Origin of the sequence: Polaromonas sp. UBA4122 (assembly GCA_002381615.1) — a bacterium.
Lineage (GTDB): Bacteria > Pseudomonadota > Gammaproteobacteria > Burkholderiales > Burkholderiaceae_C > Polaromonas.
This window is the reverse complement of sequence record DFWY01000002.1, coordinates 31,127-56,414: the sequence shown is the minus strand read 5'-3', so window position 1 is coordinate 56,414 and position 25,288 is coordinate 31,127. Positions and strand designations below refer to the sequence as shown.

The following is a 25,288-nucleotide window of genomic DNA, read 5'->3' as shown; positions in this document are numbered from 1 at the left end:
TGGATCGCCACGCTGCGCTCGCGATGACGAATAAAACATAGCTTGTGAGTTTCCACCGCCTACCACTCGGGGTAAAGGCGGCCACGGTTGAAGATGCCGGCCGGGTCAAACTCGGCTTTGAGACGCTGGTGAATCCGGTCCAGTGGTGATTTTAATGGGTGAAATCGACCTCTAGCCCCCGTGCTATCTACGCAAGAAGCTATGAAAAGTGTAGCGGTTCCGCCAACGTCGGTCGCCGCTTGGCGAACTTGCGTTTGCGCCGACCGGGGCGCCCACAGCCAGCGCTGGCCGCCATGCCACTCGATCAATTGCGCGTAGGGCAGATCCAGTGGGGGCGCGGTTTGGGGCAGGCTCAGGCGCCACAGGCCCAAGTCAGGTGAAGCGGTGGTGAAGAAGGGCAGGCGCAAGTCGCGGCAGGCTTGCCAGTCGGGCCCGGCAACCGCGTTGTCCAGGCGCGTGCCGGGCACGTCCTGCGTCATCTTGCGGCAGGCCGATTCGACCGCCGCCACGGCGCCGCGCAGCCGCACAAACAGCAGCTCCGGGCGGGCGGCGGCGCTGTCGTCACGCACCCAGCAACTGGCGTTCAGCGGCAGCGCTTGTCCGCCCCAGCGGTGCAGCTGGGCCAGGGCGCTGGCCTGGTCCAGTTCAAACACCAGCGTCGCCTCGGCTGGGGCGACGGGGAGCACTTTGAGAGAAATCTCGGTCAGCAGCCCGAGCGCGCCCATGGCGCCCACCATCAGGCGCGAGACGTCGTAACCGGCCACGTTTTTCATCACCTGGCCGCCAAAAGTCAGCAGCTCGCCTTGGCCGTTGATGAGCTTGACGCCCAGCACGAAGTCGCGCACGGCGCCGGCGCTGGCACGGGCCGGGCCGCTCAAGCCGGCGGCCACCATGCCACCCACGGTCGCGCCGCTGGTGGCTTGTGCCGACGGCTCCGTCAGCGGGTCGGGTGAGGCGGGCGCTCTGACCTGAAAGTGCGGCGGCTCGAATGGCAGGCACTGGCCCTGGGTTGCCAGCAGGGCTTCCAGTTCGGCCAGCGGAGTGCCGGCGCGTGCGGTGACAACCAGCTCGCTGGGCTCGTAGCTGATCACCCCGGCGAACCTGCTCATGTCAAGGACTTTCCCTGTCAGGGCTTGCCCATAAAAGTCTTTGCTGCCGCCGCCGCGAATGCGCAAGGGCGTGCCTGCAGCGGCGGCGGCGCGCACCTGCGCGGCGATTGAACTTGTCAAATCAGTGTCTGAAGCCATGGGAAGCATAGTAAGCGGCTACGACGGCAGCAACTTTGATTTTTTTGAACGCGGCTTGTTCGGTTTTTTGCAGCTGCGTCGCCACGTCGGGCGGGTTAGCCCGCAGGGCGTGACCCCACAGGCACGGCTTGAAACGGCGAACGCTGATGTCGGCTTACGCTGCGCCGACCCGACCTATCGAGAAGCATAAAAATGGCTTTCTACCCAATATTGACGGGCGCAGGCAGCTATGAATTAAATAGCGACAGGCGGACATGTACACACGCCATCAGAGCCTCAGTCTTTAAAGAAATTCACCGGCAGACCGGGCACATCGACCCGCAGGGAGAACACACAGCCCGAGTTCGGCCAGGTTTGCAGTTCCTGGGCAGAGCGCTTGTAGCGCGCCGTCGTGAGGTAAAGCGTTTTCAGGTCGTCCCCGCCAAAGCACGGCATGGTCGGGCACTGGGCCGGCACCGGAATGTCGGCCAGCACCTCACCAGCGGGCGAAAGCTTGAGGATCCGGGCGCCTTCGAACATGGCCACGTAATAGTTACCCTGTACATCCACGGCGGCGCCGTCGGGCCGGCCACCGTAGCCAGGCATTCCGGCCTGCCAGCCCTCGGGCTGTCCAGGCCACTGCCGGAACACCCGCTCATGGGTCATGGCGTTGCTTTCACCCTCCCAGTCCCAGGCGCGAATGGTGTGGCGGGGCGTATCGGTCCAATAGACGGTGGCGGCGTCGGGCGACCAGGCCAGTCCGTTGGCAATGATGGCATTGCCAACTTTGAGTTCCATCACGGGCGCATGGCCGTTGCGGCAATCCATTGAAAAAAGCTGTGCCTTGGCGGCATCGCGCGGCTCGTACATGGTGCCTGCCCAGAAGCGGCCCAGCGGGTCGGCTTTGCCGTCGTTAAAGCGGGTTGTGGCGGTGTCATGGTCGGCCAGCACGAGCCGCTGCAGCGCGCCGCCCCATCGCCGCGCGCGGTAAATGCCGTCGCGCAGCGCAATGACCAGGCCGCTGGCTTCTCCCTGCGTCCGCGCGGGCGCGATGCAGCCGGGCTCTGTGGGCATGGCCCAACTTTCCACCGTGCCCATGAACACATTGGCTCGATGAATCTGCTTGCCGGGAATGTCCACCCAGTAAAGCATCTGCTCATCGGGGTGCCAGAAAGGGGACTCTCCCAACTCACTGGGTTGTGCAACGACGGTTTGCCAGGTCATGTGGTGTCTCCTCTTGTGGACTCGTCTCTTTCAGTTCTGTCAGTGCGCACTGTACAGGCAAAAAAAACAGCCCACCGGCTTGCGCCAGCGGGCTGAACATCCAAAGGAGATTCCCGTCAATCAAGAGGACTGTTTTCAGGCAGTCCTTCTGTTCAATCAGCGGTTGTAGGCGGTTTCACCGTGTGAGGTAATGTCCAGACCTTCACGCTCGTCTTCTTCGCTCACACGCAGACCTATCGTCAGGTCAACAATCTTGTAGGCGATAAAGGACACCACACCCGACCACACCACCGTGATCAGCACGGCCTTGGCCTGAATCCACACTTGTGACACGATGGAGAAGTCAGCAGCGGTCACGCCGGTGGCCGTTACCCAGTCAGCCACATAGCCGGGACCACCCAGGCTTGGGGAGTTGAACACACCCGTCAGCAGCGCACCCAGGATACCGCCGATGCCATGCACGCCGAACACGTCGAGCGAGTCGTCCGCGCCCAGCAACTTCTTCAACCCGTTCACACCCCAGAGGCAGGCAAAGCCTGCCGCCAGACCGATGACCAGGCCGCCGCCGATGCCGACGTTGCCGGCTGCTGGCGTGATGGCCACCAAGCCAGCCACAGCACCAGATGCGGCACCCAGCATCGAGGCCTTGCCACGCATCAGGGCTTCACCGACGCACCATGCCAGCACAGCCGCAGCGGTAGCACCCAGGGTGTTGATGAAGGCCAGTGCTGCAAAGCCGTTGGCTTCCAGTGCAGAGCCGGCGTTGAAACCGAACCAGCCGACCCACAGCAAGGCTGCACCGACCATGGTCAGCGTGAGGCTGTGAGGGGCCATGGATTCCTTGCCGTAACCGATACGCTTGCCCACCATGAAAGCACCGACCAGACCGGCCACGGCAGCGTTGATGTGCACGACCGTACCGCCTGCAAAATCAAGCGCGCCAAACTGCCAGATGTAACCGGCTTTGCCGTTCATCGCGTCAACCACTTCCTTGCCCGTGTAGGCATCAGGACCCATCCAGAACCACACCATGTGAGCCATGGGGGCATAGCTGAACGTGAACCAGATCGCCATGAAGAGCAGCACGGCCGAGAACTTCATGCGCTCGGCGAAGGCGCCGACGATCAGCGTGCAGGTGATGGCCGCAAAGGTCGCCTGGAATGCTGCAAACACGATTTCCGGAATCACGACGCCCTTGCTGAAGGTTGCGGCGTTGGCAAAGGTGCCTGCTGCGTTGTCCCAGATGCCTTTCATGAACAGCCGGTCAAAGCCGCCGAAGAAAGCGTTGCCCTCGGTGAAAGCCAGGCTATAGCCGTAGATGAACCACAGCACGAGGATTAAGGAGAAGGTCACCATGACCTGCATCAGGACTGACAGCGTGTTCTTGCTGCGGACCAGGCCGCCGTAGAACAGAGCCAGGCCGGGAATCGTCATCAGGATCACCAGGAGGGTGGAGACCATCATCCATGCGGTATCACCCTTGTTGGGGACGGGTAGGGGTGCGGCAGCAGGCGCTGATGCAGGAGCAGCGGCAGCTGCAACAGCGGGGCCGGCCACGGCAGCAGGAGCAGCGGCAGCTGCATCGGCGGGTTTGGTTTCAGCAGAGGCTGATACGGCTGGGGTTGCCGCCGGGGCCTGCGCCAAGACGGCCGCGCCCGTGGTCAGCAAACTCAATCCCAGTACAAGGGAAGCAAGTAGTTTTTTCATGTCAGTGTTCTCTTAATCTAGTTTGAACAGTTGAGGACAGAGCTTGCCGCTACGCGACTGCGGACTGTCCCGCAAAATCTCACAAAGCTTCCTTGCCGGTTTCACCGGTGCGGATACGCACGACCTGTTCGAGGTTGTAGACAAAGACCTTGCCGTCGCCGATCTTGCCGGTGCGGGCAGCGCCCTCAACCGCTTCAATCACGCGGTCGACCAGTTCGTCAGACACTGCCGCTTCAATCTTGACCTTGGGCAGGAAATCGACCACATACTCTGCACCGCGGTACAGCTCGGTATGGCCTTTTTGACGACCGAAGCCCTTGACTTCAGTCACCGTGATGCCTTGTACGCCAATACTGGAAAGCGCTTCACGCACTTCGTCCAGCTTGAACGGTTTGATGATGGCCGTTACGAGTTTCATTTCAGGTTTCCTCCAGGATGAATGGTGGAGCGGCAACGCCGTGTGCCGCTCCTGCCGAATTACAGGGCTTTTGTCAGCATCACGACCAGCGTGTTCTTGTTAACTGACTTGCTGGGGTCTATAGCGTACGTATAGCTGGATTGTTTGTTGGCTCCGACCAGTGCGCCCGACATGGACAACCCGTTGCCCAGGTCATAGCTGGCACCCACGCTGTAGTCCATGTAGTCAGGGATTCCGGCATCCTTGACCGCACTCGTGAACATGGTTTGACCCACCGATGCCTTGAGCGTGACCTTGGGCATGATTTCCTGAGCAAAGGCCAGGTTCAGGTAACCCGTGCCGCGGCCGTCAGAGGTGGTGTAGCCGGTTCCGAAGTAGCCTTTGGATACCGTTCTGGAGTACTTGAGGGTAACCGGGCCGTAGGTCGCGCCCGCATAAACTTCAGTGGTGTCGGCACTGTCAGCACCCGGGTAATAGTAGGTCAGGGCGCCAACATCCATATCGAGTGGACCTGCCTTGAATTTGTAGCCCCCGTAGAGGTCGACTTCGAGACTGTTACTGGGGTTTGAAGGCAGGTACTTTGTCCAGTTGACCGTGGAGTTCCAGTTGCCGACGTAAAAGCCGTTGGTAAACGCGTAGTCCACACCACCTTGCAAGGCGGGCTTGAAACTTTTGGTGTCGGACTGATCCTGATCCTGGCCACGGGACTTGTAGTTGCTGGTCAAGGAAATGTTGAAGGACAGGGGTGATGCAGCCGTCTGTGCGAAAGCGGTGCCGGACAAAACCAAAGCTGCTGCGAGTGCGACCGGGACGGGAATAAGTTTCATGAAGGGGCTCCGGGTTGTTAAATGAGACGAATCCTTCTAAGCATGTACCGTGCCAAACTTCCTTTTCCTTTTCCCTTTCCCATAAGGAGGAAGGTCCACCTTTTTAAGGACTGCCACGTTACATATAAACGAATAAAAATACACAATGCACCGAGTTGGCGCATAAAGCATGCACAACTTTGACGCATTTAAACGGGAGTACCCGCTATGAGTTTGTCTTTAGTGCATAGTCGCGCCTTGCTGGGGCTGGAAGCGCGGCCAGTCTGTGTGGAGGTGCATCTGGCCAACGGGCTGCCCAGCTTTACGCTGGTCGGGCTCGCAGAAACCGAGGTAAAGGAAGCGCGTGAACGGGTGCGCTCGGCGATCCAGAATACCGGACTGGAATTTCCGGCCAATAAGAGAATCACGGTCAATTTGGCCCCGGCCGATCTGCCCAAGGATTCCGGCCGATTTGACCTGCCGATTGCCTTGGGCATTCTGGCGGCCAGCGGCCAGATCGATGCACGCAAGCTGGCGGGCTACGAATTTGCAGGGGAGTTGTCCCTGGGCGGCGACCTGCGTCCTGTCAGAGGGGCCTTGGCCATGAGTTTGGCCGTTGCCCATGGTGACAGCCATGCCACCGGGGGGCGACCCAAACTGGTGCTCCCTGAAGGCAGCGCCCAGGAAGCTGCGCTGGTGCCCGATGCCGAAATTTACCGCGCGCACCATTTGCTGGACGTGGTCAGGCAGTTTCTGCCGGGCGACACGTCGCCGGAGTTGCTGGACGGCTGGACGCGGGTCGCGCCGATCTCACCGCGGCAGCAACCCGCCTACCCGGATCTCGCCGACGTCAAAGGCCAGGCTGCCGCCCGGCGGGCACTTGAGATTGCGGCTGCTGGCGGGCACAGTGTGCTGATGATGGGCGCGCCCGGCTCCGGCAAATCCATGCTGGCGCAACGCTTTGCCGGCCTCTTGCCCGCCATGACGACGCAAGAAGCCCTTGAAAGCGCGGCAGTCGCTTCGCTGGATGGTCGCTTTACGCTGGAAAACTGGGCGGTGCGGCCTACCTGTGCGCCCCACCATACGGCCAGCGCAGTGGCGCTGGTGGGCGGCGGCTCTCCCCCGCGCCCCGGCGAAATCTCCCTGGCCCACCGCGGGGTTTTGTTTCTGGATGAGTTTCCCGAATTTCCTCGCGCTGCGCTGGAAGCCCTGCGCGAACCGCTGGAGTCCGGCACCATCACGATCTCCCGGGCAGCCCAGCGCGCCGAGTTTCCGGCACGTTTTCAACTGATTGCTGCCATGAACCCCTGCCCCTGCGGCTACCTGGGTTCCAACCTGCGGACTTGCCGCTGCTCGCCCGATCAGGTGTCACGTTACCAGGGCAAGCTCAGCGGCCCCCTGCTGGACCGGATTGACCTGCATGTGGAGGTGGGTGCGCTGGCGGCCGATGAGCTGGTGAACACGCCGCCCGGTGAGGCAAGCACCGCCATCAGAAGCCGGGTCGTCAAAGCCCGCGAGCGTGCCATGTCCCGGCAGGGAAGCACCAACCAGGCCCTGGAAGGCCAGGCGATCGATGCGCAATGCCAGCTTGATGCGGCGGCGGCGAAATTCCTCAATACCGCGGCGACACGGCTGGGCTGGTCGGGCCGCGGCATCCATCGCTGCCTGAAAGTAGCCAGAACCATTGCCGACCTGGCGGGTGCAGCAACGGTGCAGGTCACGCATGTGGCGGAAGCGGTGCAATACCGCCGCGCCCTCAAGGCGGCCTATTGAGTCCAGCGCCTGCGGGACGTCCATGCGTGCAACGATCGCCCTTCGGGTTTACAGGTTCTGCGCTTTTTTGCGCTCTGTTAACGGCCCTGGTACTCAGGTGAAAACGTCGGCTGGGCGGTGACCGGCGCCGGAGGCGGCTTGGGGCCGTAGGTTGCACCGTCATGGGTGCGCAGGGTGGAGCCTTCCACTGTCACGCGGCTACCGACACTGGGCGCGCGCGCCACTTCAACGGTGCGGCGCGAACCATCTTCCATGCGGACGCCCACCTCGTACACGGTTTCCCTGTGCATCCGTCCTTCGATCGCATTACCCGCAAAGCCACCGCCGACCGCGCCAAGAATGGTGGCCACCGTACGGCCATCGCCACGGCCCACCTGATTGCCCAGCACCGCGCCCAGCACGCCGCCGGCCACGGTCCCCAATCCGGGGCCAGCCGGTTTGGCGGAACGCTCAACCGGAGTGACCGATTCGACCGAACCGCACACCGCGCAAACCGGTGCTGCCGCCACAACAGGCGCCGGTGCGGGGTAAGACGTAGCGTAAGGGGCAGGAGAAGGCGCAGGCGAAACGCCGGAGTAGCTGGGTGCCGGTGCAGGTTTGTGCACGGGCTTGATCACTTTTTTGGCCGCCGCCGGTGCGGGCTTGGCCGGCGCAGCCACCGGTTTTTCAATCAGGTCGTCGGCAGCGCTGGCCGAAGCAGCAGGGGTTGCCAGTTGCGGCGCGGCCAGTGTCTGGGGTGCCGTCACCGCCGCCACGTTGGCAGCAGGCACTGGAGCACGCTGGTTGTAAATCATGGTGGCGCCCATGCCGAGCACGGCCACGCCGAGGATGCCCACGGCGGCCCAGAGAGGCTTGCTGCTGGATGATGCAGGCTGCTGGCCCGGCTGGAAGTTGTCAGTGGAGGTCGTCATTTTGTGTCACTTGTTTGTAAGGCCAGATCAGTAGTTGGATATCAGAGCATCTTGAACGTCCGAAACAGCCCAAAGGTACACAGACCCGTTCACGCAGGCGTGTATTTTTGTAATGTCACCCAGCCTTACAAATTAGGCGCCAGCAAGCGCTGCAAGTCCTCGGCCTTGGCACCGCGCCGCTGCGCCAGATCCTGCAACTGGTCGTCGCCGATCTTGCCGACGTTGAAGTAGACGCTGTCAGGATGGCTCAGGTAAAAACCGCTGACACTGGCGGCCGGCGTCATGGCCAGGCTTTCGGTCAACGCCATGCCGACTTCGTCGGCCCGGAGCAACTCAAACATGTCTTTTTTCACGCTGTGGTCCGGGCAGGCCGGGTAGCCCGGCGCGGGGCGTATGCCCTGGTATTTTTCGCCGATCAGTTCATCGGTCGCCAGCGATTCCGAGGCCGCATAACCCCACAGGTCCTTGCGCACACGCTGGTGCAGGGCTTCGGCAAACGCCTCGGCCAGGCGGTCAGCCAGCGCCTTGAGCATGATGGACGAGTAGTCGTCATGGTCGTCCTGAAAGTACTTTTCCTTCTTTTCGGCGCCCAGGCCTGCGGTGACGGCAAAGACCCCGATGTAATCGGCAATTTTTAAGTCTTTTTGACCTGTAGCCCCTGTCTGACTTGCACGAGTAGCTATCAATTCAGGAGTAAACCCCTTGGGCGCCACGAAGTCGGCCAAGCAACGGCTGGGACGCATCACGCCGTCCACCGCGGTTTTTTCCGCCTGCTGGCGCAGTCCGTACCAGGTCATCGCCACTTGGGTGCGCGACTCGTCGGTGTAAATCTCTATGTCATCGCCGACGCTGTTGGCCGGGTACAAACCCATCACGCCACTGGCCGTTAACCAGCGGCCCTCGATCAGGCGCTTGAGCATGCGCTGCGCGTCGGCATACACCCGCACCGCCTCGGTGCCGACCACCTCGTCTTTCAGGATGGCAGGGAAGGGGCCGGCCAGGTCCCAAGTCTGGAAAAACGGGCCCCAGTCGATGTAGCGCGCCAGTTCCGAGAGGTCAAAGTTCTTGAACACGCGGCGACCGATGAATTTGGGCACGGGCGGTGTGTAGCTCGCCCAGTCGATGGGCGTGGCATTGGCGCGCGCCTTGGCCAGCGGCCACATCGGTGTCTGCTTTTTGTTGGCGTGCTGGGTGCGCACCTTGTCGTAATCCGCATTCAGCTCAGCGATGTAGTTGGCGGCGTGATCGGACAGCAGGCTTTGCGCCACGCTGACGCTGCGCGAGGCATCGGGTACATAGACCACCGGACCTTCGTAGTGCGGCGAGATCTTGACCGCCGTGTGCACCCGGCTGGTGGTGGCGCCGCCGATCATCAGCGGGATTTTCCTGATGCGGAAATGTTCGTCTTTCTGCATCTCGGCCGCGACGTACTGCATCTCTTCCAGGCTCGGCGTGATCAGGCCGGACAAGCCCACGATGTCGGCGCCCTCGACTTTCGCGCGGGCCAGGATCTCGTGGCAAGGCACCATCACGCCCATGTTGACCACTTCGAAGTTGTTGCACTGCAAAACCACCGTGACGATGTTCTTGCCGATGTCGTGCACGTCGCCCTTGACGGTGGCGATGATGATCTTGCCCTTGGTTTTCACGTCGGCGCCAGCCGCTTCCAGCAGCAGCTTTTCGGCCTCGATGTAGGGCAGCAAATGCGCCACGGCCTGCTTCATCACGCGGGCGCTTTTCACCACCTGCGGCAAAAACATCTTGCCCTGACCAAACAGGTCGCCGACCACGTTCATGCCGTCCATGAGCGGGCCTTCAATCACATGCAGCGGCCGGCCGCCCTCGGCCTGGATGGCCTGCCAGACTTCTTCAGTGTCTTCGGTGATGAACTCGTTCATGCCGTGCACCAAGGCATGCGACAGCCGCTGACGCACCGGCAAGGCGCGCCACTCGTTTCGCTTGCTGTCGTCCTTGGCACCGCTTTTGGCCGTTTCGGCGACTTCAATCAGGCGCTCGCTGGGCGTGAGTTCGGCCTCGCCCGGCTGGTAAACCGGCGTGCGGTTGAGCACCACGTCTTCGACGCGCTCACGCAGCGTAGGCTCCAGGTCGTCATACACGCCGACCATGCCGGCGTTGACGATGCCCATGTCCATGCCGGCCTGGATCGCGTGGTAGAGAAACACGGTGTGAATCGCTTCGCGCACCGGGTCGTTGCCGCGAAAGCTGAACGATACGTTGGACACGCCGCCCGACACCTTGGCGCCTGGCAGGTTGGCCTTGATCCAGCGCGTCGCGTTGATGAAGTCCACCGCGTAGTTGTTGTGCTCTTCAATGCCGGTGGCAATGGCAAAGATGTTGGGGTCAAAAATGATGTCTTCCGGCGGGAAATCGACTTCGTCGACCAGTATGCGGTAAGCACGCCGGCAAATGTCGATCTTGCGCTGGTAGGTGTCGGCCTGGCCCTGCTCGTCAAAGGCCATGACGACGGCGGCAGCGCCGTAGCGCTTGAGCAGCTTGGCCTGGTGTTTGAAGGGCGCTATCCCCTCCTTCATCGAAATCGAATTGACGATCCCCTTGCCCTGAATGCAGCGCAGGCCCGCTTCAATCACGCTCCACTTGGAACTGTCGATCATGATGGGCACGCGCGAGATGTCGGGTTCGCTGGCGATCAGGTTCAAAAAACGCACCATGGCGGCCTGGCTGTCCAGCATGGCCTCGTCCATGTTGATGTCGATGATCTGCGCGCCGTTTTCGACCTGCTGCCGCGCCACTGCCAGCGCCTGCTCAAACTCGCCGTTCAGGATCATGCGGGCGAAGGCCTTGGAGCCCGTCACATTGGTGCGCTCGCCGATGTTGACAAAGGTGGCACTTGGGGACAGACCTTCAGCTCTGTCCTCAACTGAATAGGATGCGCCAATCGTGACCGGCTCCAGGCCGGCTAATTTCATGGGGGGGACAACAATATCGGACATGCGACTCACCTGTGGGTAACAAAATTCAGGTGAGCGTCGTTGGGAATATCCAAGCCTGACGGGCCTGCTGGCCCGCTGCAACGCTCCTTGGATGGGGATGATTTTAAGGCCTTGCGCTCAGGCTGGACTTTCCGCGTGGGAATTGCCTACCACTACTGAGTCGCGAAGGCAGCTCGGTGGCGTAGTTGTTTCTGACAGTCTTCCCCTTAGGCTTGCCAAAATAACCAGCGACAGGGCTGTGAAAAATGGTTCAAGTGGCCCGCGATCTATGCGCGACAGGATTGGGGCTGGAGCGTCATGGACCGCTTTGGAGCGAGGTCTACTTCGGCAGTGCAGCGGTTGCGGGTATTGGGCTCAGGCCCTGGGTTTTGGCCGGCGGCTCGATAGCGGTCACTGACACTGCTCCTCCATACCTGTCATTCATCGGGTGTGCGAAGCAGAAAGAACTCGTTTGACGGCGACAATCAATTTTTCCGTTTGACCGTCGCATGTGCAGCGGACACTCAGCCTGATTGTGTAAAACCGCTACCCGGTCTACACTCTGTGCGCACTCGTCCAAGGGACGCAGTGCATTCAGATGGTTCCGTTGGAACTATTCAATTTCTGCATTAACCCGGCCATGTCGGTTACGGTCAGACCAGACGCATTTGCGACTGAATTCATGAAAGATGTCATAGCGCTAGACAGGCTGCTCGTGCCAGCGCTTGGGGCCATCATGCTTGTCCCCTTCATCCCACCCATCGACATGGAAATCTGATTGACACCGTTCTTGCCGTCCATCACGCCATCGGAAGCATCGTTCATCATGGCCGTGACCAGTGTCGACGAGAGCGTCATGTTGAGGGTCTTGGCATACTGTGACATCGCAGCTAGCGCCATGCCGTAGTTCCGCGCGTCCACGCTCGCGCCGACACCGGTGCCGGCCACTGTCGGGTTGATGGGCTGCGTGTGCACGATGTCACTCACCGAGAAGTAGTTGCCCATGGCTGTATTCGCAGCGGCGATGTTGACGTCCGTCATTCCGCCACTCAATGTCAGCGCACGAGTCTGGGCCATTGACGTGAGCGGAGTAATCCGAACCCCAGTGACATTTGCGCCGCTGGCCACTGTCGGCAGAGCCGCGCTCATGAACTCATTTGTCGCCATGGTCATGGTCGTGCTTGTGGCTTCGTCTGTATAGCCGGCGCCGATCGTTTGCAGCATCACCGGGCCGCTGTAACTGCCCAGTGGCAGAGTGAAATTGCCTTGACCATCAGTAGCGACGCTGGCGATCTGTGCGCCCACTGTGCCGCTATTTACCGCAAAGGCCATGACCGTCGCCTTGCTTACTGGCCCGTTAAACACCGTACCACCCACCGTCGCGTTCATCATCGCCGGCACGCTACTCGATATCTGACCGCTGGAACCGTTTAGCTTGTTCATCAGCGTCACCGTGGTGACCCCAGATTTGTTTTGTGTGGAGTTCATGAATGCATTCATGGCGGCTCCCATTCCGCTCGTTCCGGCTGTGGCCGGCAGCATTCCGCCTGCCATGCCCCCCATCTGCACTGACGTGGCGCCAGCCTTGCCGTCCAATATTCCGTCAGTCGCATCGTTCATCATGGCCGTGACCATGGTCGATGAGGTTGTTAGCCCCAGGGTTTTGGCGTACTGCGACATGGCAGCCAGCGTCATGCCATAGTTCTGTGCGTCTTGGCTCACGCCTGTGCCGGAGCCCGCGACCAGGGGATTCATCGGTCGAATGTGTAGGATATCGCTCACCGAGAAGTTATTGCCCATGGCGGTATTCGCAGCGGCGATGTTGGCGTCCGTCATGCCGCCATTCATGTGTTGTGCCATCGCTTGCGCCATGGCGGTAACCGGCGTCACCTGAATACCGCTGTTAGTTGCCCCGGCTGCGACAGTTGGCATGACGGCCGTCATCGCGTCAGCCGCGGCCATAGGCATCACCGTCCCGGTAGCTTCGTCCGTGTAGCTTCCCCCGCTCGCCTGCAGCATCACTGGGCCGGCGTAGCTGCCAATGGCCATGGTGAAGTTCCCATTGACGTCCGTGGCCGCCGTGGCAATCTGGGCGCCCATCTGACCGCCGTTGATGCTGTAGGCAGTGATGGTGGCATTGCTGATTGGACCCGCCGTAGCGGTACCGCTGATGGCTCCGGTACCGCCGGAGCCAACGCCTGCAACATCGACACCACCGCCGCCGCCGCAGCCGGACGCAACCAATAACGCGACCACCATCGGAATGACCAGCCGGGCGGGTGGAAATACAAAATTGGACATTTGAAACTCCTTAAAAATTATGAGAGATACGTCGAGACGATTTAGGGTTCGCGGTTGGGACCGTGATAAAAATACATACCAACGCGAATGCGTTGATTCGCACCGGGCTGGCCCCGGTCTTGATCGCTGAGCACGGTGGCGTCGCGAACAACGTCATGCAAGGCTTTGGTCCAGATTTGGCGCGCCAGGGTGTCCATGGCCGCAACCGACTCGGGGCGCAGACTGTCGGCATAGACACTTTGTTCTAGCATCGGAGCATTAGTTCCCATGAGGTTGTGCGTTGCGGCCGCGAGGTGATCTCCCACGTTGTCGGAAAACAATTGCAGCATCTCGGCGGCCCCTTTCTTGGGCACGAAAGCGTCCGCGCATAAACTGACTTGTTCGCCACTTCCGTCAGAGGCCGCCTCAACGAGGCGCACGACGCCAAGGCGGATAAGTTCTCGCAATACTGTGTGCGGGTGGACATCCTTCGACACGGAGGCCGCCAGCGCTTCAAAAGAGCGGGGGCCACCGGTGCGGTCCAGTGTCAGTGGCCGCCCCTCGTTGTCGCAATAGTCTGGATCATTCGCCCACCGGGTAAAAACTTCCATGACTGGCCCTAATGTCTTGGCCTGAGGGCGTGTGTGACCAATGGAACGCCACCCCCGCACGTCCTTGCGATGTATGCCGGTCAATGTACTGACACTCGAATCGTTGACTTTCTCTGCACTTGCTTCGAGAAGATTCGTGGCCGATTCGAGAAAGGTCTTCTTGAGCGCATTTGCAAAGCGGGGGTAGGTCACTCCGTCATGCAACAGCAACTCCACCAGCGGCACCAGCAAACTCAAGGCGGCGGCTAGGGAAAGATCAGCGCGGGATTCAGACATGGCCTAGTAGTAGTTCGGTTTCATTAAATGGGAATATATCCCATATGTAAAATCACCGCAATGTCTTTTTCAAAAAAAGAACTTTTAGTGAACACCGCTGGCTTACTGGCCCGACGCGTTCACTCCTCGCTGAAACCTGAGTGGCTCCTTTCGCTGCACAAGAGCTGGTCAAACGCAAAATCGATTTTTCGCCGTCGAACGGCAACTTCCGAGTTCCAAGCATTGGGTGGCGAAGGTCAGCATCTTGCCCACGCGAAGGTCCGCTTTGGACCCTGAGATATGTGCCATCCAATTTCAGCGAAGGACAGGAGTCAGAACCCGCCCCCTGAAAACTGTTTCCAATGGTTGTGCTTGAAGGAAAAGATGCCAAGCTCGAATAACGCGACCGCCCCCGTATCTATGCCGTGAGTGGTGTCAATGCAATGGCAGAATGGATGTCAAAACCAATAGCTGCTCACGCAGGCTGCATAAGCGCTACAGGCCTGAATCACTCGCAAACTCAAGCCAGAATTTCCAGCAGAATGCTGTGCCAGGTGCTTGTATCAATCTAGCAAGAAGCTAGAAAAGTCGCCGGGATCAAGCCGGCCACCTTGCCGGGTTGCGGCGGTGATGCAGGCAGGCCAGTACCGAGACGCGTTGGTCGCTCAATAGTTCGAAATGCAGGGCATAAGGAAACCGTCGCAGCAAGATCCGGCGAAACCGGCCTCGGGTAGGCGCAAAGGCTTGTGGGTTGCGCGTCAGTTGTTCCTCGGCCGCTGCAAGCATGCGTAAGCAATCACCACCCAAGCCCTAGGATTATTCTTCATACCAGTCAAAAGCCTCGGCAATTTCGGCCTGCGCCGCAGGTTCAAAAATGACCTGCCAGGTCACAGGCGCACGCCAAGCGATTGCGCAATTTGGGCCAGGCTTTTGCCCTGTCCTAGGTGGGCGTCACGCCAGGCAGCGCGGCGTTCCAGTTCATCCAAAACTTCAGGCCTGGTTTCCATACTGGTTTCAGCAGCAAATTCATCCCACAGGTCTTCCACCAATTGAAGGCGTTCAAACCTGCCAAGAGGTTCAACGGGTTGGAGTGTGGATTTCATGCAGCAAAGTCTAGCACTCGTGATTCAGGCCGCTTCTTGGTAGAAATAAGACTTTTGCAACACGCGACCGGCCAGCGGCGCCACCGCCTGGTGGATCGCGCTGATGTGCTCGGGCGTGGTGCCGCAGCAGCCGCCCACGATATTGACCAGCCCTTCTTCGGCAAACTCGCGCAGCAGGCGCGAAGTGACATCGGGCGTTTCGTCAAAACCGGTGTCGCTCATGGGGTTGGGCAGGCCGGCATTGGGGTAGCAGCTGATGAAAGTATCGGGCGCGGCCTTGGCCAGTTCCTGGATGTAGGGGCGCATCAGCGCCGCGCCCAGCGCGCAGTTCAGGCCGATGGCCAGCGGCTGGGCGTGGCGAACGCTGTGCCAGAAGGCCGTGACGGTCTGGCCGCTCAGAATCCGGCCCGACGCATCGGTCACGGTACCGCTGATGATGAGCGGCAGGCGCTCACCCGAATTGTCAAAGTACTCGTCAATCGCAAACAGCGCTGCCTTGGCGTTGAGCGTGTCGAAAATGGTTTCGATCAGCAGCACATCGCTGCCGCCTTTGACCAGCGCTTGCGTCTGCTCGTAATACGCTTTGCGCAGCTCTTCAAAGCTGGTGTTGCGCGCACCCGGATCGTTCACGTCGGGGCTGATGCTGGCAGTTTTTGGCGTGGGGCCGAGGGCGCCTACGACAAAGCGGGGTTTCTCGGGTGTTGAAAATTTGTCGCAGGCGGCTCTGGCAATGCGGGCCGAGGCGTAGTTCATCTCCACCGCCAGATCGGCCATGTCGTAGTCGGCCTGCGCCACGCTGGTGGCGCCAAAGGTGTTGGTCTCTATCATGTCGGCACCTGCGGCCAGGTAGGCTTCATGGATGTCGCGGATCACGTCGGGGCGCGTCAGGCTCAGCAACTCGTTGTTGCCCTTGACGTCTTTGTGAAAGTCCTTGAAGCGTTCACCGCGGTACTGGGCTTCGCTCAGCTTGAAGCGCTGGATCATGGTGCCCATGGCGCCATCGAGAATGACGATGCGTTTTTCAAGAATGGCGGGCAACTGCTGGCCGCGGGTGTAGGTGATGGGCTTCATGGCGTCATTTTAGGGGCCCGGCTTTGCCCGTGAACTTTCCCCGACAATAGGCTTATCCGCTCACTCCCTGTTCCCTATTTTCAGGCTTGGCCCCTTGTCCTCTTTGCCCGTTTCCATTTCTTCGCCCCAGCCAACGCCGCTGGAAGTGCTGGGCCAGGTTTTTGGCTATCAACATTTTCGCGGACCGCAAGAAGCCATTGTGGAACATGTGGTGCAAGGCGGCGACGCGCTGGTGCTGATGCCCACGGGCGGAGGCAAGTCGCTGTGCTACCAGATTCCGGCCATCGTGCGGCAAAACGCCGGCCACGGCGTGACCATCGTCATCTCGCCGCTGATTGCGCTGATGCACGACCAGGTCGGCGCGCTGATTGAGGCCGGTGTGTCGGCCGCGTTTTTGAATTCGACGCAAAGCTTTGAAGAAAGCAGTCAGCTTGAAAAGCAGCTGCTGCGCAACGAGCTGACGCTGCTGTACGCCGCGCCCGAACGCATCAACACGCCGCGCATGAAAGGCCTGCTGGCGTCATTGCACGAGCGCGGCCTGCTCAGCCTGTTTGCCATTGACGAGGCGCATTGCGTGAGCCAGTGGGGCCACGACTTCCGGCCCGAGTACCGCAGTCTGAGCCTGCTGCATGAGACCTTTCCCGATGTGCCGCGCATGGCGCTGACGGCCACCGCCGATGCCCTGACGCGGCAGGACATGATTGAGCGGCTCAAGCTGGAAGACGCCCGCGAGTTTGTCAGCAGCTTTGACCGGCCCAACATCCGCTACACCATCGTCGAAAAAACCGACCCGGCGCGCCAGCTGCTGCGCTTTATCGAATCCGAGCACCACGGTGAGGCTGGCATTGTGTACTGCCAGTCACGCAAGCGCGTTGAAGAAATTGCCGACACCTTGCAGGATGCCGGCATCAAGGCGATGGCCTACCATGCCGGGCTGGACTCGGCCCTGCGCCAGCAGCGGCAAGACCGCTTCCTGCGCGAGGAAGGCATGGTCATGGTGGCCACCATTGCGTTCGGGATGGGCATTGACAAACCCGATGTGCGCTTTGTCGCGCACCTGGACATGCCGAAAAACATTGAAGGCTATTACCAGGAAACCGGCCGGGCCGGACGCGACGGCCAGAGCGCCGACGCGTGGATGATGTACGGCCTGCAGGACGTGGTGAACCAGCGCCGCATGATAGACACCAGCGAAGCCGCGAGCGAAGCATTCAAGCAGGTGATGCGCGGCAAGCTCGATGCCCTCTTGAGCCTGGCCGAAGACACGCGCTGCCGCCGTGTCAGCCTGCTGGGCTATTTTGGCGAGGCGAGCGAGCCCTGCGGTAACTGCGACAACTGCCTTCAGCCCCCCGCTGTGTGGGATGCGACAGAGGCGGCCCGCAAGATGCTCAGCTGCATCTACCGCGTGCAGCAGGCCAGCGGCATCAGCTTTGGCGCGGGTCACCTGATGGACATCCTGCGCGGCAAGGCCACCGAAAAAGTCGCGCAATACGGCCACGACAACTTGAGCACCTTCGGCATTGGCAGCGATCTGGCTGAAGCGCAGTGGCGCAGCGTGTTGCGCCAGCTGATTGCCAAAAACATGGTGCGCGTGGACGCCGAGGCCTTCAACACCCTGCAGCTGATGCCGGACGCCCGCCAGGTGCTCAAAGGCGAGGTCAGCGTGGTGTTGCGGCAGCAAGCCCTGGCCAGCAAAGCCGATCGGCCCAGGCGCGGCAGCAAAACGTTGGTCAAGACGTCGGTCAAGGGACTGGCCGAAGCCGCACTCAACGCAGGCGCCCTGGAGCGGCTGGCCCGCCTCAAGGCCTGGCGCGGCGAGGTGGCGCGCGAGCACAACCTCCCGGCCTTTGTGATTTTTCACGACGCCACGCTGCGCGCCATCGCAGAGCAGGCACCGCAGAGTCTTCAGGACCTGGAGGGTATCAGCGGAATGGGCACCAAGAAGCTGCAGGCGTATGGCGCCGAGGTGCTTCGGGTTTGCGCTGCTTCGGCTTGAGGCCCCCTCGCATAACCTGGCCTGGAGCCGACCCAGCCCGCTTCACTCGAAATTAATGGTAAAAACATACTCCAGGCCAATCAGAACGGGCGCAATCAGCTATTAATTAAATAGCATTTCGTCGGCCTGCGGCCCTGTTGATCGGTGATGGTGATGGTGACGGAGTGGATTCTGCTTCACCGCCGCGTGCCGTGCCTGTCAGCTTACGCCCTGGGACTCACCCGTCCCTAAGGACCGAGGTGCTTGGCGTGCTCAAGCCCGCCGCAGCGTGAAGCTGGCAAAGCGCGCCGACAACGCCTGTATCCGGGCTGGTGCGAGCGCAAAGGGCGCACCGCCCGGTGTGCGGCATTCCTGCAAGGCCCAGTGCGTCACACCGAGCGCGGCCAGCTCATCGGCCAGGGCCACAAGCTCGTCTGCGTCGAACAGGCCCGGGTGCCAGGTAGTGCGGCATTCGTAGGCCACGCCGCTGGTCAGCAGGTGGCCCAACGATTCACGGCTGCGCAGCCCGCTACCGCGTGCGCCGGTGATGACGCCGTGGCGGTGCAAGGGGCCCTTGATGTCGAGCCCCACCCAGTCGAGGTGCGGTAGCAGTGCGGCCAGCCGCTGCGGGTACATGCCGCCCGTGTGCAGAGCGGCCTCGAACCCCAGTGCGCGCACCTGCGCCAGGGCTGCGGGCAACGCGGCTTGCAGCGTCGGCTCGCCGCCCGAAAACACTACGCCATCGAGCAGGCCACGCCGACGGTCCAGAAAAGCATGCACCTGTGCCCAGGGCAATGCGGCGGGCGCGGTGGCATCGAGCAGCTCGGGGTTGTGGCAATAGCTGCAGCGCCAGGGGCAGCCCTGGCAGAACAGCACGGCCGCCAGGCGGCCAGGAAAGTCGATGCTGGTCAGCGGCGTGAGGCCGCCGATACGCAAGCGCTCGGCGCCCACGTCGCTGCTTTCGCTGCCAAGCGCTGCAACAACCTCAGCGAGCACCGCTCAGTTCGGCAAAGAAGCGGCGTTCGTGGTGCTCGCCTTGCTTGCCAATGTTGAAGCTGGCCACGGGTCGGTGATAGCCCATCACGCGAGTCCAGACCTCGCAGGGCTGGCGCTCGTCGTCGGCAAGCTCGATGGGTGCGCTGCTGACGGCGCTGTTTTCAGTGCTGGGAAAGTGGCTCATAGATGCATCTCCTGGGAGGGGAATCGGTAAAAAATCACGCTGCCAACGCACGGCGCTTGGCACCCAGGCGCTCCTCGTCGCACACCGGGCAAAACGGGTGCTCGCCGGCCAGATAACCGTGCGTCGGACAGATCGAAAAGGTCGGCGTGATGGTGATGTAGGGCAGGCGAAAACGCGTGAGCGCGCGCTGCACCAGCGTGCGACAGGCCTCGCCGCTGGACAATCGCTCGCCCATGTACAGGTGCAGCACGGTGCCGCCGGTGTATTTGGACTGCAGCACCTCCTGGCGCGCCAGCGCCTCGAACGGATCATCGGTCCAGCCCACGGGCAGTTGCGACGAGTTGGTGTAATAGGGCTGGGCATCGGTGCCGGCCTGCAGGATGTCAGGCCAGCGCTTCTTGTCTTCCTTGGCGAAACGGTAGGTGGTTCCTTCGGCGGGCGTGGCTTCTAGGTTGTAGAGGTGGCCGGTTTCTTCCTGAAAAGCCACGATGCGCTCGCGCACATGGTCCAGAAACCGCACGGCCATGGCGTGGCCCCAGTCGCTGGTGATGTCGTGCGCGTCGGCACTGAAGTTACGCACCATCTCGTTGATGCCGTTTACACCGAGGGTGGAAAAGTGGTTGCGCAAGGTGCCCAGGTATCGCTTGGTATAGGGAAACAGTCCCTGGTCCATCAGGCGCTGGATCAGCTTGCGCTTGGTTTCCAGGCTTTGCTTGCCCAGTTCGAGAAGGCGGTCCAGCGCGGCCAGCAAGGCCGCCTCGTCACCCTGGTGCAAATAGCCCAGGCGCGCGCAATTCACGGTGACCACGCCCAAGCTACCGGTTTGCTCGGCGCTGCCAAACAGGCCGTTGCCGCGCTTGAGCAGCTCGCGCAAGTCGAGCTGCAGGCGGCAGCACATCGAGCGCACCATGTTCGGCTCCAGCTCGGAGTTGATGAAGTTCTGGAAATACGGCAGGCCGTATTTGGCGGTCATCTCGAACAGCAGCCGGGCGTTTTCTGACTCCCACGGAAAGTTCGCCGTGATGTTGTAGGTGGGAATGGGGAAGGTGAAAACGCGGCCCTTGGCATCGCCTGTGGTCATCACGTCGATGTAGGCGCGGTTGATGAGGTCCATCTCGGCCTGCAGATCGCCGTAAGTGAAGGGCATTTCCTGCCCGCCAATCACCGGCACCTGGTCGCGCAAATCCTCGGGGCAAGTCCAGTCAAAGGTGAGGTTGGTGAACGGCGTTTGCGTGCCCCAGCGCGAGGGCACGTTGAGGTTGTATACCAGCTCCTGCATGCACTGGCGCACGGCGGCGTAACCCATCGCGTCCTTGCGCACAAAGGCTGCCATGTAGGTGTCGAACGACGAGAACGCCTGCGCGCCGGCCCACTCGTTTTGCAGCGTGCCCAGAAAATTAACGATCTGCCCCACGGCCGACGACATGTGCCGCGGCGGCCCGGCCTCAACCTTGCCCGGCACGCCGTTCAGACCCTCGTGCAGCAGCGTTCGCAGCGACCAGCCGGCGCAGTAGCCGCTGAGCATGTCGAGGTCGTGAATGTGCAGGTCGCCGCTACGGTGCGCCTCGCCGATCTCGGGCGTGTAGACGTGCGAGAGCCAGTAATTGGCCGTCACCTTGCCCGCCACATTGAGGATCAGCCCACCCAGCGAATAGCCCTGATTGGCGTTGGCGTTGACGCGCCAGTCGGCACGTGAGAGGTATTCGTTGATCGACAATTCCACGTTCACCAGCGTCTGGCCGTCGGCGCGCAGCGTGGTGTGGCGTTCGCGGTAAACGATGTAGGCTCGCGCCGTGCGCAGGTGGTTGGCGGCAATCAGGGTGTGCTCGACCACGTCCTGGATGTGCTCGATACCAGGTGCCTGGCCATGAAAGCGGTGGATCAGCACCTTGCCCACCTGGGCGGCGAGCAGCACAGCCTCGTCGGCGCCGAATTCACCCGTGGCCGCACCCGCGCGCTCAAGCGCCGAGCGGATTTTTGCGGCGTCAAAAGCGGCACGCTGGCCGCTGCGTTTTATGACCTCGCGCGGCAGCGTGGCAACTGTGGAATTCATTGGCTTCTCCATGCGTTCCCGTGGGAACAAAACACTACATATAGCGTGTACCATACCTTCCGGACACTACCTGTAGTTTGATATGGATCAAGAAATCGGCCCGAGCGCTGGCCAACGAAACCCTGGTAATCGCCAGAATTGCGCAGGGGTCAGGGCAGAAAGCCCATGCCGCGCACCTCGCGAACCTCGGGCTTGATGCGGTGCTCGGCCTCCAGTTGCGACAGAAATTCTTCCGCTGAAAACTCGGCCGCCAAAATAGCCGCCTGCCGCTTCACCGCCGCAAAATCACCGGGGCACAGTTGCGTGAGTTGGCCCAGCCTTGTCCGCACAGCGCCGGCAAGCAAGGCGGCATCGCCCGCCAGCGCTTCGGTGACAAACATTGTTTCGCGCTGCTCGCTCGTCAGCGTCATGAACCTGATCTTGAAGGTAAAGCGCCGCAGCGCCGCCTGGTCCAGGCTCTCCAGCAGATTGGTGGTGCAGATAAAGATGCCGGCATGGCGCTCCATCCCCTGCAGCATCTCGTTGACTTCAGTCACTTCGTAAGTACGCTGGGCGCCGCGCCGGTCCTGCAAAAAACTGTCGGCTTCGTCGAGCAGCAGCACGGCCTTCTCCAGCTCGGCTTCGCGGAACATGGCCGCCATGTTCTGCTCGGTTTCGCCAACGTACTTGCTCATCAGGTCGCTGGCCTGCTTGATGAGGAGCGGCTGCTCCAGCGCTTGGGCAATGTGTTCGGCCAGCGCGGTTTTTCCGGTGCCGGGCGGGCCGTAAAAGCACAAGCTGCCGTGGCCCCGGCTTTTCAGCGCCTCCACCATCCGCGGAATCTCAAAGCGCGATTCAACATGGAGCATCGACAAGTCATACGTGGTCGCGCTGCGGCGTTCTGCTGCTTCTGATTTATTACCCAGCGCGACATCTGCGTTTTTGAGTTGCCGCTCAATCAGCGACTCCATCAGCGACGGCCTGCCGCCCGCCAGGATCGCTTTCAGCGCCGCGCCATTGACCTGGGGGTCTGTCTTGTCCTGCGGCGCGCTGGCCAGGCGTGCAAAACGTACCGCCGTGCGTATCTGCGCGGGCGTCAGGCCTTTACGCGCGGTGAGTTTCGCCACAAACGCGTCACTGACCTGCACATCTTCCAGCATTCTGCGCACCACGCCTTCGCGCGCGCCAGGCGGCGGCGAGCGCAGCTCCAGATGGTAGGCAAAACGGCGGCGAAAGGCCGGGTCGATCTGCTCGATGCGGTTGGTCACCCAGAGCGTGGGCACCGCGTTGGATTCGAGAATCTGATTGACCCAGGCCTTGCCGCTGACCGAGCTGGTGGCCGCTAGAGGCAACTGCTCGGAGCGCGCCATCAGCTGAGCGGCTTCGCTGGAAATCGGCGGAAAGACGTCTTCCACCTCGTCAAACAGCAGCGCGGAATGCGTGCTGCTCTTGAGAAAGACCTGCGCGATTTGCAGCGAGCGGTAGCGGTCGCGCCCACTCAGCGAGTTGCCGTCGCGGTCAGCGTATTCGACTTCAAACAGGTCCAGCCCGGCGGCCTGCGCCACCACTTTGGCCAGCTCGGTTTTGCCGGTGCCTGGTGGCCCGTAGAGCAGCACATTCACGCCCTGCTCCTTGCCCGCCACCGCATTGCGCAGCAAGGACACCAGCACCTGCGCGTCTTCTTGCACAAACGCGAAATCGGCGAGTCCCAGGCTGCTGCGCGTGGCTGGCCGGGTAAAGACGGCCATCAGCTCGTTCTGGTCGCGGTATTCACGCATCAGCACGGGCGGCAGCTTCTCGCTGACCTTCATCAGGTCGGCCAGGTCCGTGATGTTGTGCTCGGAGATCAGATTTTCGACCATGCCAATACGCTCCAGCCGGGAGCCGGCACGCAGCGCTTCAGCGACTTCAGGCGCCTTGACACCAGCTACGTCGGCAATGGCGGCGTAGGCCTCGGGCGCGTTGTTGACCTTGAACTCGACCAGCAGCGACCGCAGGTCGCGCTGGTAACGCGCCAGCGTGCCGTAGAGCAGCAGCGCGCGCTCGGCGCGGTTAAGCTGCAGCAGCTTGGCCAGCGCATCGATGTTTTTCTCGACCAGAGTGGACTGCTTTTTGAGCGCGCGCGTCAGCCAGTCACCGGTGGCGGCCAGCACCGACAGCAAATCCTTGGGCTGGTCCTTGGCGTGATCATCGAGGTAGAAAAACAGCGTTCCCTCTTCGTAGGGGCCACGCCATGCGCCGTGGCGCGCCATGAACTCGGCATCGCTCAGTGTTTCGTGACCGTGCCAGAATTCGTTGTCCTTGCAGCGGCGCCCCAAGAATTCGCGCAGGCGCTGCAGCGCAGGCAAGGGCCAGACCAGATGGCGGCCGGACAGCGACAGCAGGCTGGTGAGGTCGCGCCGCACATTGAACTTGGCGCCCTGGCGCGCGGCCAGGGTCAGTACAAAGTGCGAGCACATCAAGTCCAGCACCGGGGCTTCTTTCAGCCCGGGAGACAGCAGCCACTGCTGCGAATGTTCAACGACGGAACGCTTGCTCACGGACAACTCCCCCCTTTGCAACGACACCGCTGGCTCATCGCCCCGGTTCAATGAAACTGCACCATAACGCAGCTTGAAGCATCAGGGAAGACACTACTTGAACACGGTCGTGCGAAATGCGCCACAAAATTCAGCACAGCGCTGGTAAAGTTTTACGCCCATACCCAAACAGGCGTGAGGAATATCGGTCGGTGAAGGTGGCCCTCAGCATCAGCTTGTGCGCCAGCGCAAACAGCAGCGCCACGCACTGCACCGGCTTCAGTCCGTGCACCTGCAACAACTGTAATAACAGGTTACAGGCCGGGGCATTAGCGCAATCAGCCGTCGCCGCTCGCCCAAAAATTCATCTGGCTGCGCTTGGGCAGCAGGGGCGCACTCCTGGGTAAAAGTCGAGACGATGGCAATTGTTTTCACCGCACTCTCAGCCGTTCAACCGAGTCCAAAGCTTTGAGCTGCGGCATGACAAGCCCTTCGGGCAACTGTTGGTCGGCGCTGAAAAGCCTGGCCTCAGCTATTGAGTTGAAGCCAGGCTTTTTCAAGCCGTTTGATGCTGACGGGCTGTGGCGTGCGCAGCTCCTGGGCAAAGAAACTCACCCGCAGCTCTTCAAGCAGCCAGCGAAACTCCTGCATGCGGGCGTCAAGCACCCCCTTGCGTTCGGCCACCAGGCGCCAGTAGCGCTGCTCCTGCGGCCGCAATTCAGCCATCTTGGCAGCGTCGCGGGCCGGGTCGGCACGCCACTTCTCCAGTCGCCAGGTGATCGCCTTGAGGTAGCGCGCAAAGTGTTGCAGTTGCGCATATGGCGTGCTGGTCAAAAACCGCTTGGGCACCAGCCGCTGCAACTGCTGCGCGGCGTCGGCCACTGCCTCGGTGGCATTTTTGTTGTCCTTGATCTTTCGCTGGGCCACGGCAAATTCGGTCAGGATGCCGGCTGCCAGGCGCGCGACTTCGCTGGCAATCAGGGTCAGGCGCCCTCGCCCGTCGTCAATGCGCTTTTTGAACTCGGCTTCATTCGTGGGCAGCGGCTCCTGCAGGAAAGCCCGGTCCAGCGCCACTTCGATGATCTGCTGGCGTAACTCTTCCAGCGTGCCGCCGCCCGAGTGGTCGGCAGCACGGCCCACCAGCATGTAGGCCGTGGCCGTCTTTTGCAGGTCGGGCAGGTTTTTTTCGAGGTACTTCAGCGCCTCCTTGATCTGCAGCGAAAACAGCCGCCGCAAGCCGGCACAA

19 protein-coding genes and 1 riboswitch are annotated in these 25,288 nt (G+C 61.3%); of the genes, 3 read left to right on the top strand and 16 right to left on the bottom strand.

Going from position 1 to position 25,288, the window contains the following annotated elements; genetic code table 11:
- Positions 1-59 precede the first annotated feature (59 nt).
- Entirely contained in the window at positions 60-1,256 is a 1,197-nt protein-coding gene (gene glcE / locus B3F77_RS00605; protein ID WP_414702929.1) for a glycolate oxidase subunit GlcE, read from the bottom strand.
- Between glcE and B3F77_RS00600 the strand changes: the two genes are divergently transcribed.
- A complete protein-coding gene (locus B3F77_RS00600) occupies positions 1,234-1,437 on the top strand; it encodes a hypothetical protein (RefSeq protein WP_293603079.1) in 204 nt (67 codons plus the stop codon). The two genes, glcE and B3F77_RS00600, sit on opposite strands and share 23 nt — an antisense overlap.
- Before the next feature lie 86 nt (positions 1,438-1,523).
- On the opposite strand, the gene B3F77_RS00595 is transcribed toward B3F77_RS00600, so the two are convergent.
- From B3F77_RS00595 to B3F77_RS00580, 4 genes are all read right to left on the bottom strand, one after another.
- Complete coding sequence (locus B3F77_RS00595; protein WP_293603078.1) at positions 1,524-2,450, bottom strand: SMP-30/gluconolactonase/LRE family protein; 927 nt, start codon at positions 2,448-2,450, stop codon at positions 1,524-1,526.
- 156 nt (positions 2,451-2,606) lie between these two features.
- The gene (gene amt / locus B3F77_RS00590; protein ID WP_293603077.1) at positions 2,607-4,157 is read right to left on the bottom strand and encodes an ammonium transporter; all 1,551 of its coding nucleotides are present in this window, start codon (positions 4,155-4,157) and stop codon (positions 2,607-2,609) included.
- 79 nt (positions 4,158-4,236) lie between these two features.
- Positions 4,237-4,575, bottom strand: a complete 339-nt coding sequence (gene glnK, locus B3F77_RS00585) for a P-II family nitrogen regulator (RefSeq protein ID WP_293603076.1) — start codon at positions 4,573-4,575, stop codon at positions 4,237-4,239.
- Positions 4,576-4,634: 59 nt separating this feature from the next.
- Positions 4,635-5,402, bottom strand: a complete 768-nt coding sequence (locus tag B3F77_RS00580) for a TorF family putative porin (RefSeq protein WP_293603075.1) — start codon at positions 5,400-5,402, stop codon at positions 4,635-4,637.
- Between the two features lie 207 nt (positions 5,403-5,609).
- Between B3F77_RS00580 and B3F77_RS00575 the strand changes: the two genes are divergently transcribed.
- Positions 5,610-7,154 (top strand): YifB family Mg chelatase-like AAA ATPase, encoded by a 1,545-nt coding sequence (locus B3F77_RS00575; RefSeq protein ID WP_293603074.1) that lies wholly within the window; start codon positions 5,610-5,612, stop codon positions 7,152-7,154.
- A gap of 77 nt (positions 7,155-7,231) precedes the next feature.
- Here the strand turns inward: B3F77_RS00575 and B3F77_RS00570 are convergent, their stop codons facing one another.
- From B3F77_RS00570 to B3F77_RS00545, 6 genes are all read right to left on the bottom strand, one after another.
- A complete protein-coding gene (locus tag B3F77_RS00570; protein WP_293603073.1) occupies positions 7,232-8,065 on the bottom strand; it encodes a glycine zipper 2TM domain-containing protein in 834 nt (277 codons plus the stop codon).
- Positions 8,066-8,190: 125 nt separating this feature from the next.
- Complete coding sequence (metH, locus tag B3F77_RS00565; RefSeq protein WP_293603072.1) at positions 8,191-11,037, bottom strand: methionine synthase; 2,847 nt, start codon at positions 11,035-11,037, stop codon at positions 8,191-8,193.
- 24 nt (positions 11,038-11,061) lie between these two features.
- Positions 11,062-11,132, bottom strand: a riboswitch (S-adenosyl-L-homocysteine riboswitch).
- A gap of 478 nt (positions 11,133-11,610) precedes the next feature.
- Positions 11,611-13,317, bottom strand: a complete 1,707-nt coding sequence (locus tag B3F77_RS00560; protein ID WP_293603071.1) for a hypothetical protein — start codon at positions 13,315-13,317, stop codon at positions 11,611-11,613.
- Between the two features lie 41 nt (positions 13,318-13,358).
- Positions 13,359-14,183, bottom strand: a complete 825-nt coding sequence (locus B3F77_RS00555) for a DUF6502 family protein (protein WP_293603070.1) — start codon at positions 14,181-14,183, stop codon at positions 13,359-13,361.
- An 866-nt stretch (positions 14,184-15,049) separates the two neighbouring features.
- A complete protein-coding gene (locus B3F77_RS00550) occupies positions 15,050-15,265 on the bottom strand; it encodes an addiction module protein (protein WP_293603069.1) in 216 nt (71 codons plus the stop codon).
- 24 nt (positions 15,266-15,289) lie between these two features.
- The gene (locus B3F77_RS00545) at positions 15,290-16,336 is read right to left on the bottom strand and encodes a homocysteine S-methyltransferase family protein (protein WP_293603068.1); all 1,047 of its coding nucleotides are present in this window, start codon (positions 16,334-16,336) and stop codon (positions 15,290-15,292) included.
- Positions 16,337-16,430: 94 nt separating this feature from the next.
- On the opposite strand from B3F77_RS00545, the gene recQ reads away from it, so the two are divergent.
- On the top strand, positions 16,431-18,332 hold the full coding sequence (gene recQ / locus B3F77_RS00540; RefSeq protein ID WP_293603067.1) for a DNA helicase RecQ: 1,902 nt from the start codon (positions 16,431-16,433) through the stop codon (positions 18,330-18,332).
- A 252-nt stretch (positions 18,333-18,584) separates the two neighbouring features.
- Here the strand turns inward: recQ and B3F77_RS00535 are convergent, their stop codons facing one another.
- The 5 genes from B3F77_RS00535 to B3F77_RS00510 all read right to left on the bottom strand — a co-directional run.
- Positions 18,585-19,307: an anaerobic ribonucleoside-triphosphate reductase activating protein gene (locus B3F77_RS00535; RefSeq protein WP_293603066.1), complete on the bottom strand. Its 723-nt coding sequence runs from the start codon at positions 19,305-19,307 to the stop codon at positions 18,585-18,587.
- Positions 19,297-19,491, bottom strand: coding sequence for an anaerobic ribonucleoside-triphosphate reductase (gene nrdD, locus B3F77_RS00530; protein WP_293603065.1), 195 nt, complete (start codon positions 19,489-19,491; stop codon positions 19,297-19,299). The genes B3F77_RS00535 and nrdD overlap by 11 nt, the downstream gene beginning before the upstream one ends.
- Positions 19,492-19,525: 34 nt before the next feature.
- Complete coding sequence (locus tag B3F77_RS00525; protein ID WP_293603064.1) at positions 19,526-21,544, bottom strand: ribonucleoside triphosphate reductase; 2,019 nt, start codon at positions 21,542-21,544, stop codon at positions 19,526-19,528.
- A gap of 149 nt (positions 21,545-21,693) precedes the next feature.
- The gene (locus tag B3F77_RS00520) at positions 21,694-24,063 is read right to left on the bottom strand and encodes an ATP-binding protein (protein WP_293603063.1); all 2,370 of its coding nucleotides are present in this window, start codon (positions 24,061-24,063) and stop codon (positions 21,694-21,696) included.
- A 507-nt stretch (positions 24,064-24,570) separates the two neighbouring features.
- Positions 24,571-25,288: DUF3418 domain-containing protein (locus B3F77_RS00510; RefSeq protein WP_293603062.1), on the bottom strand; the 718-nt coding region annotated here is incomplete at its 5' end.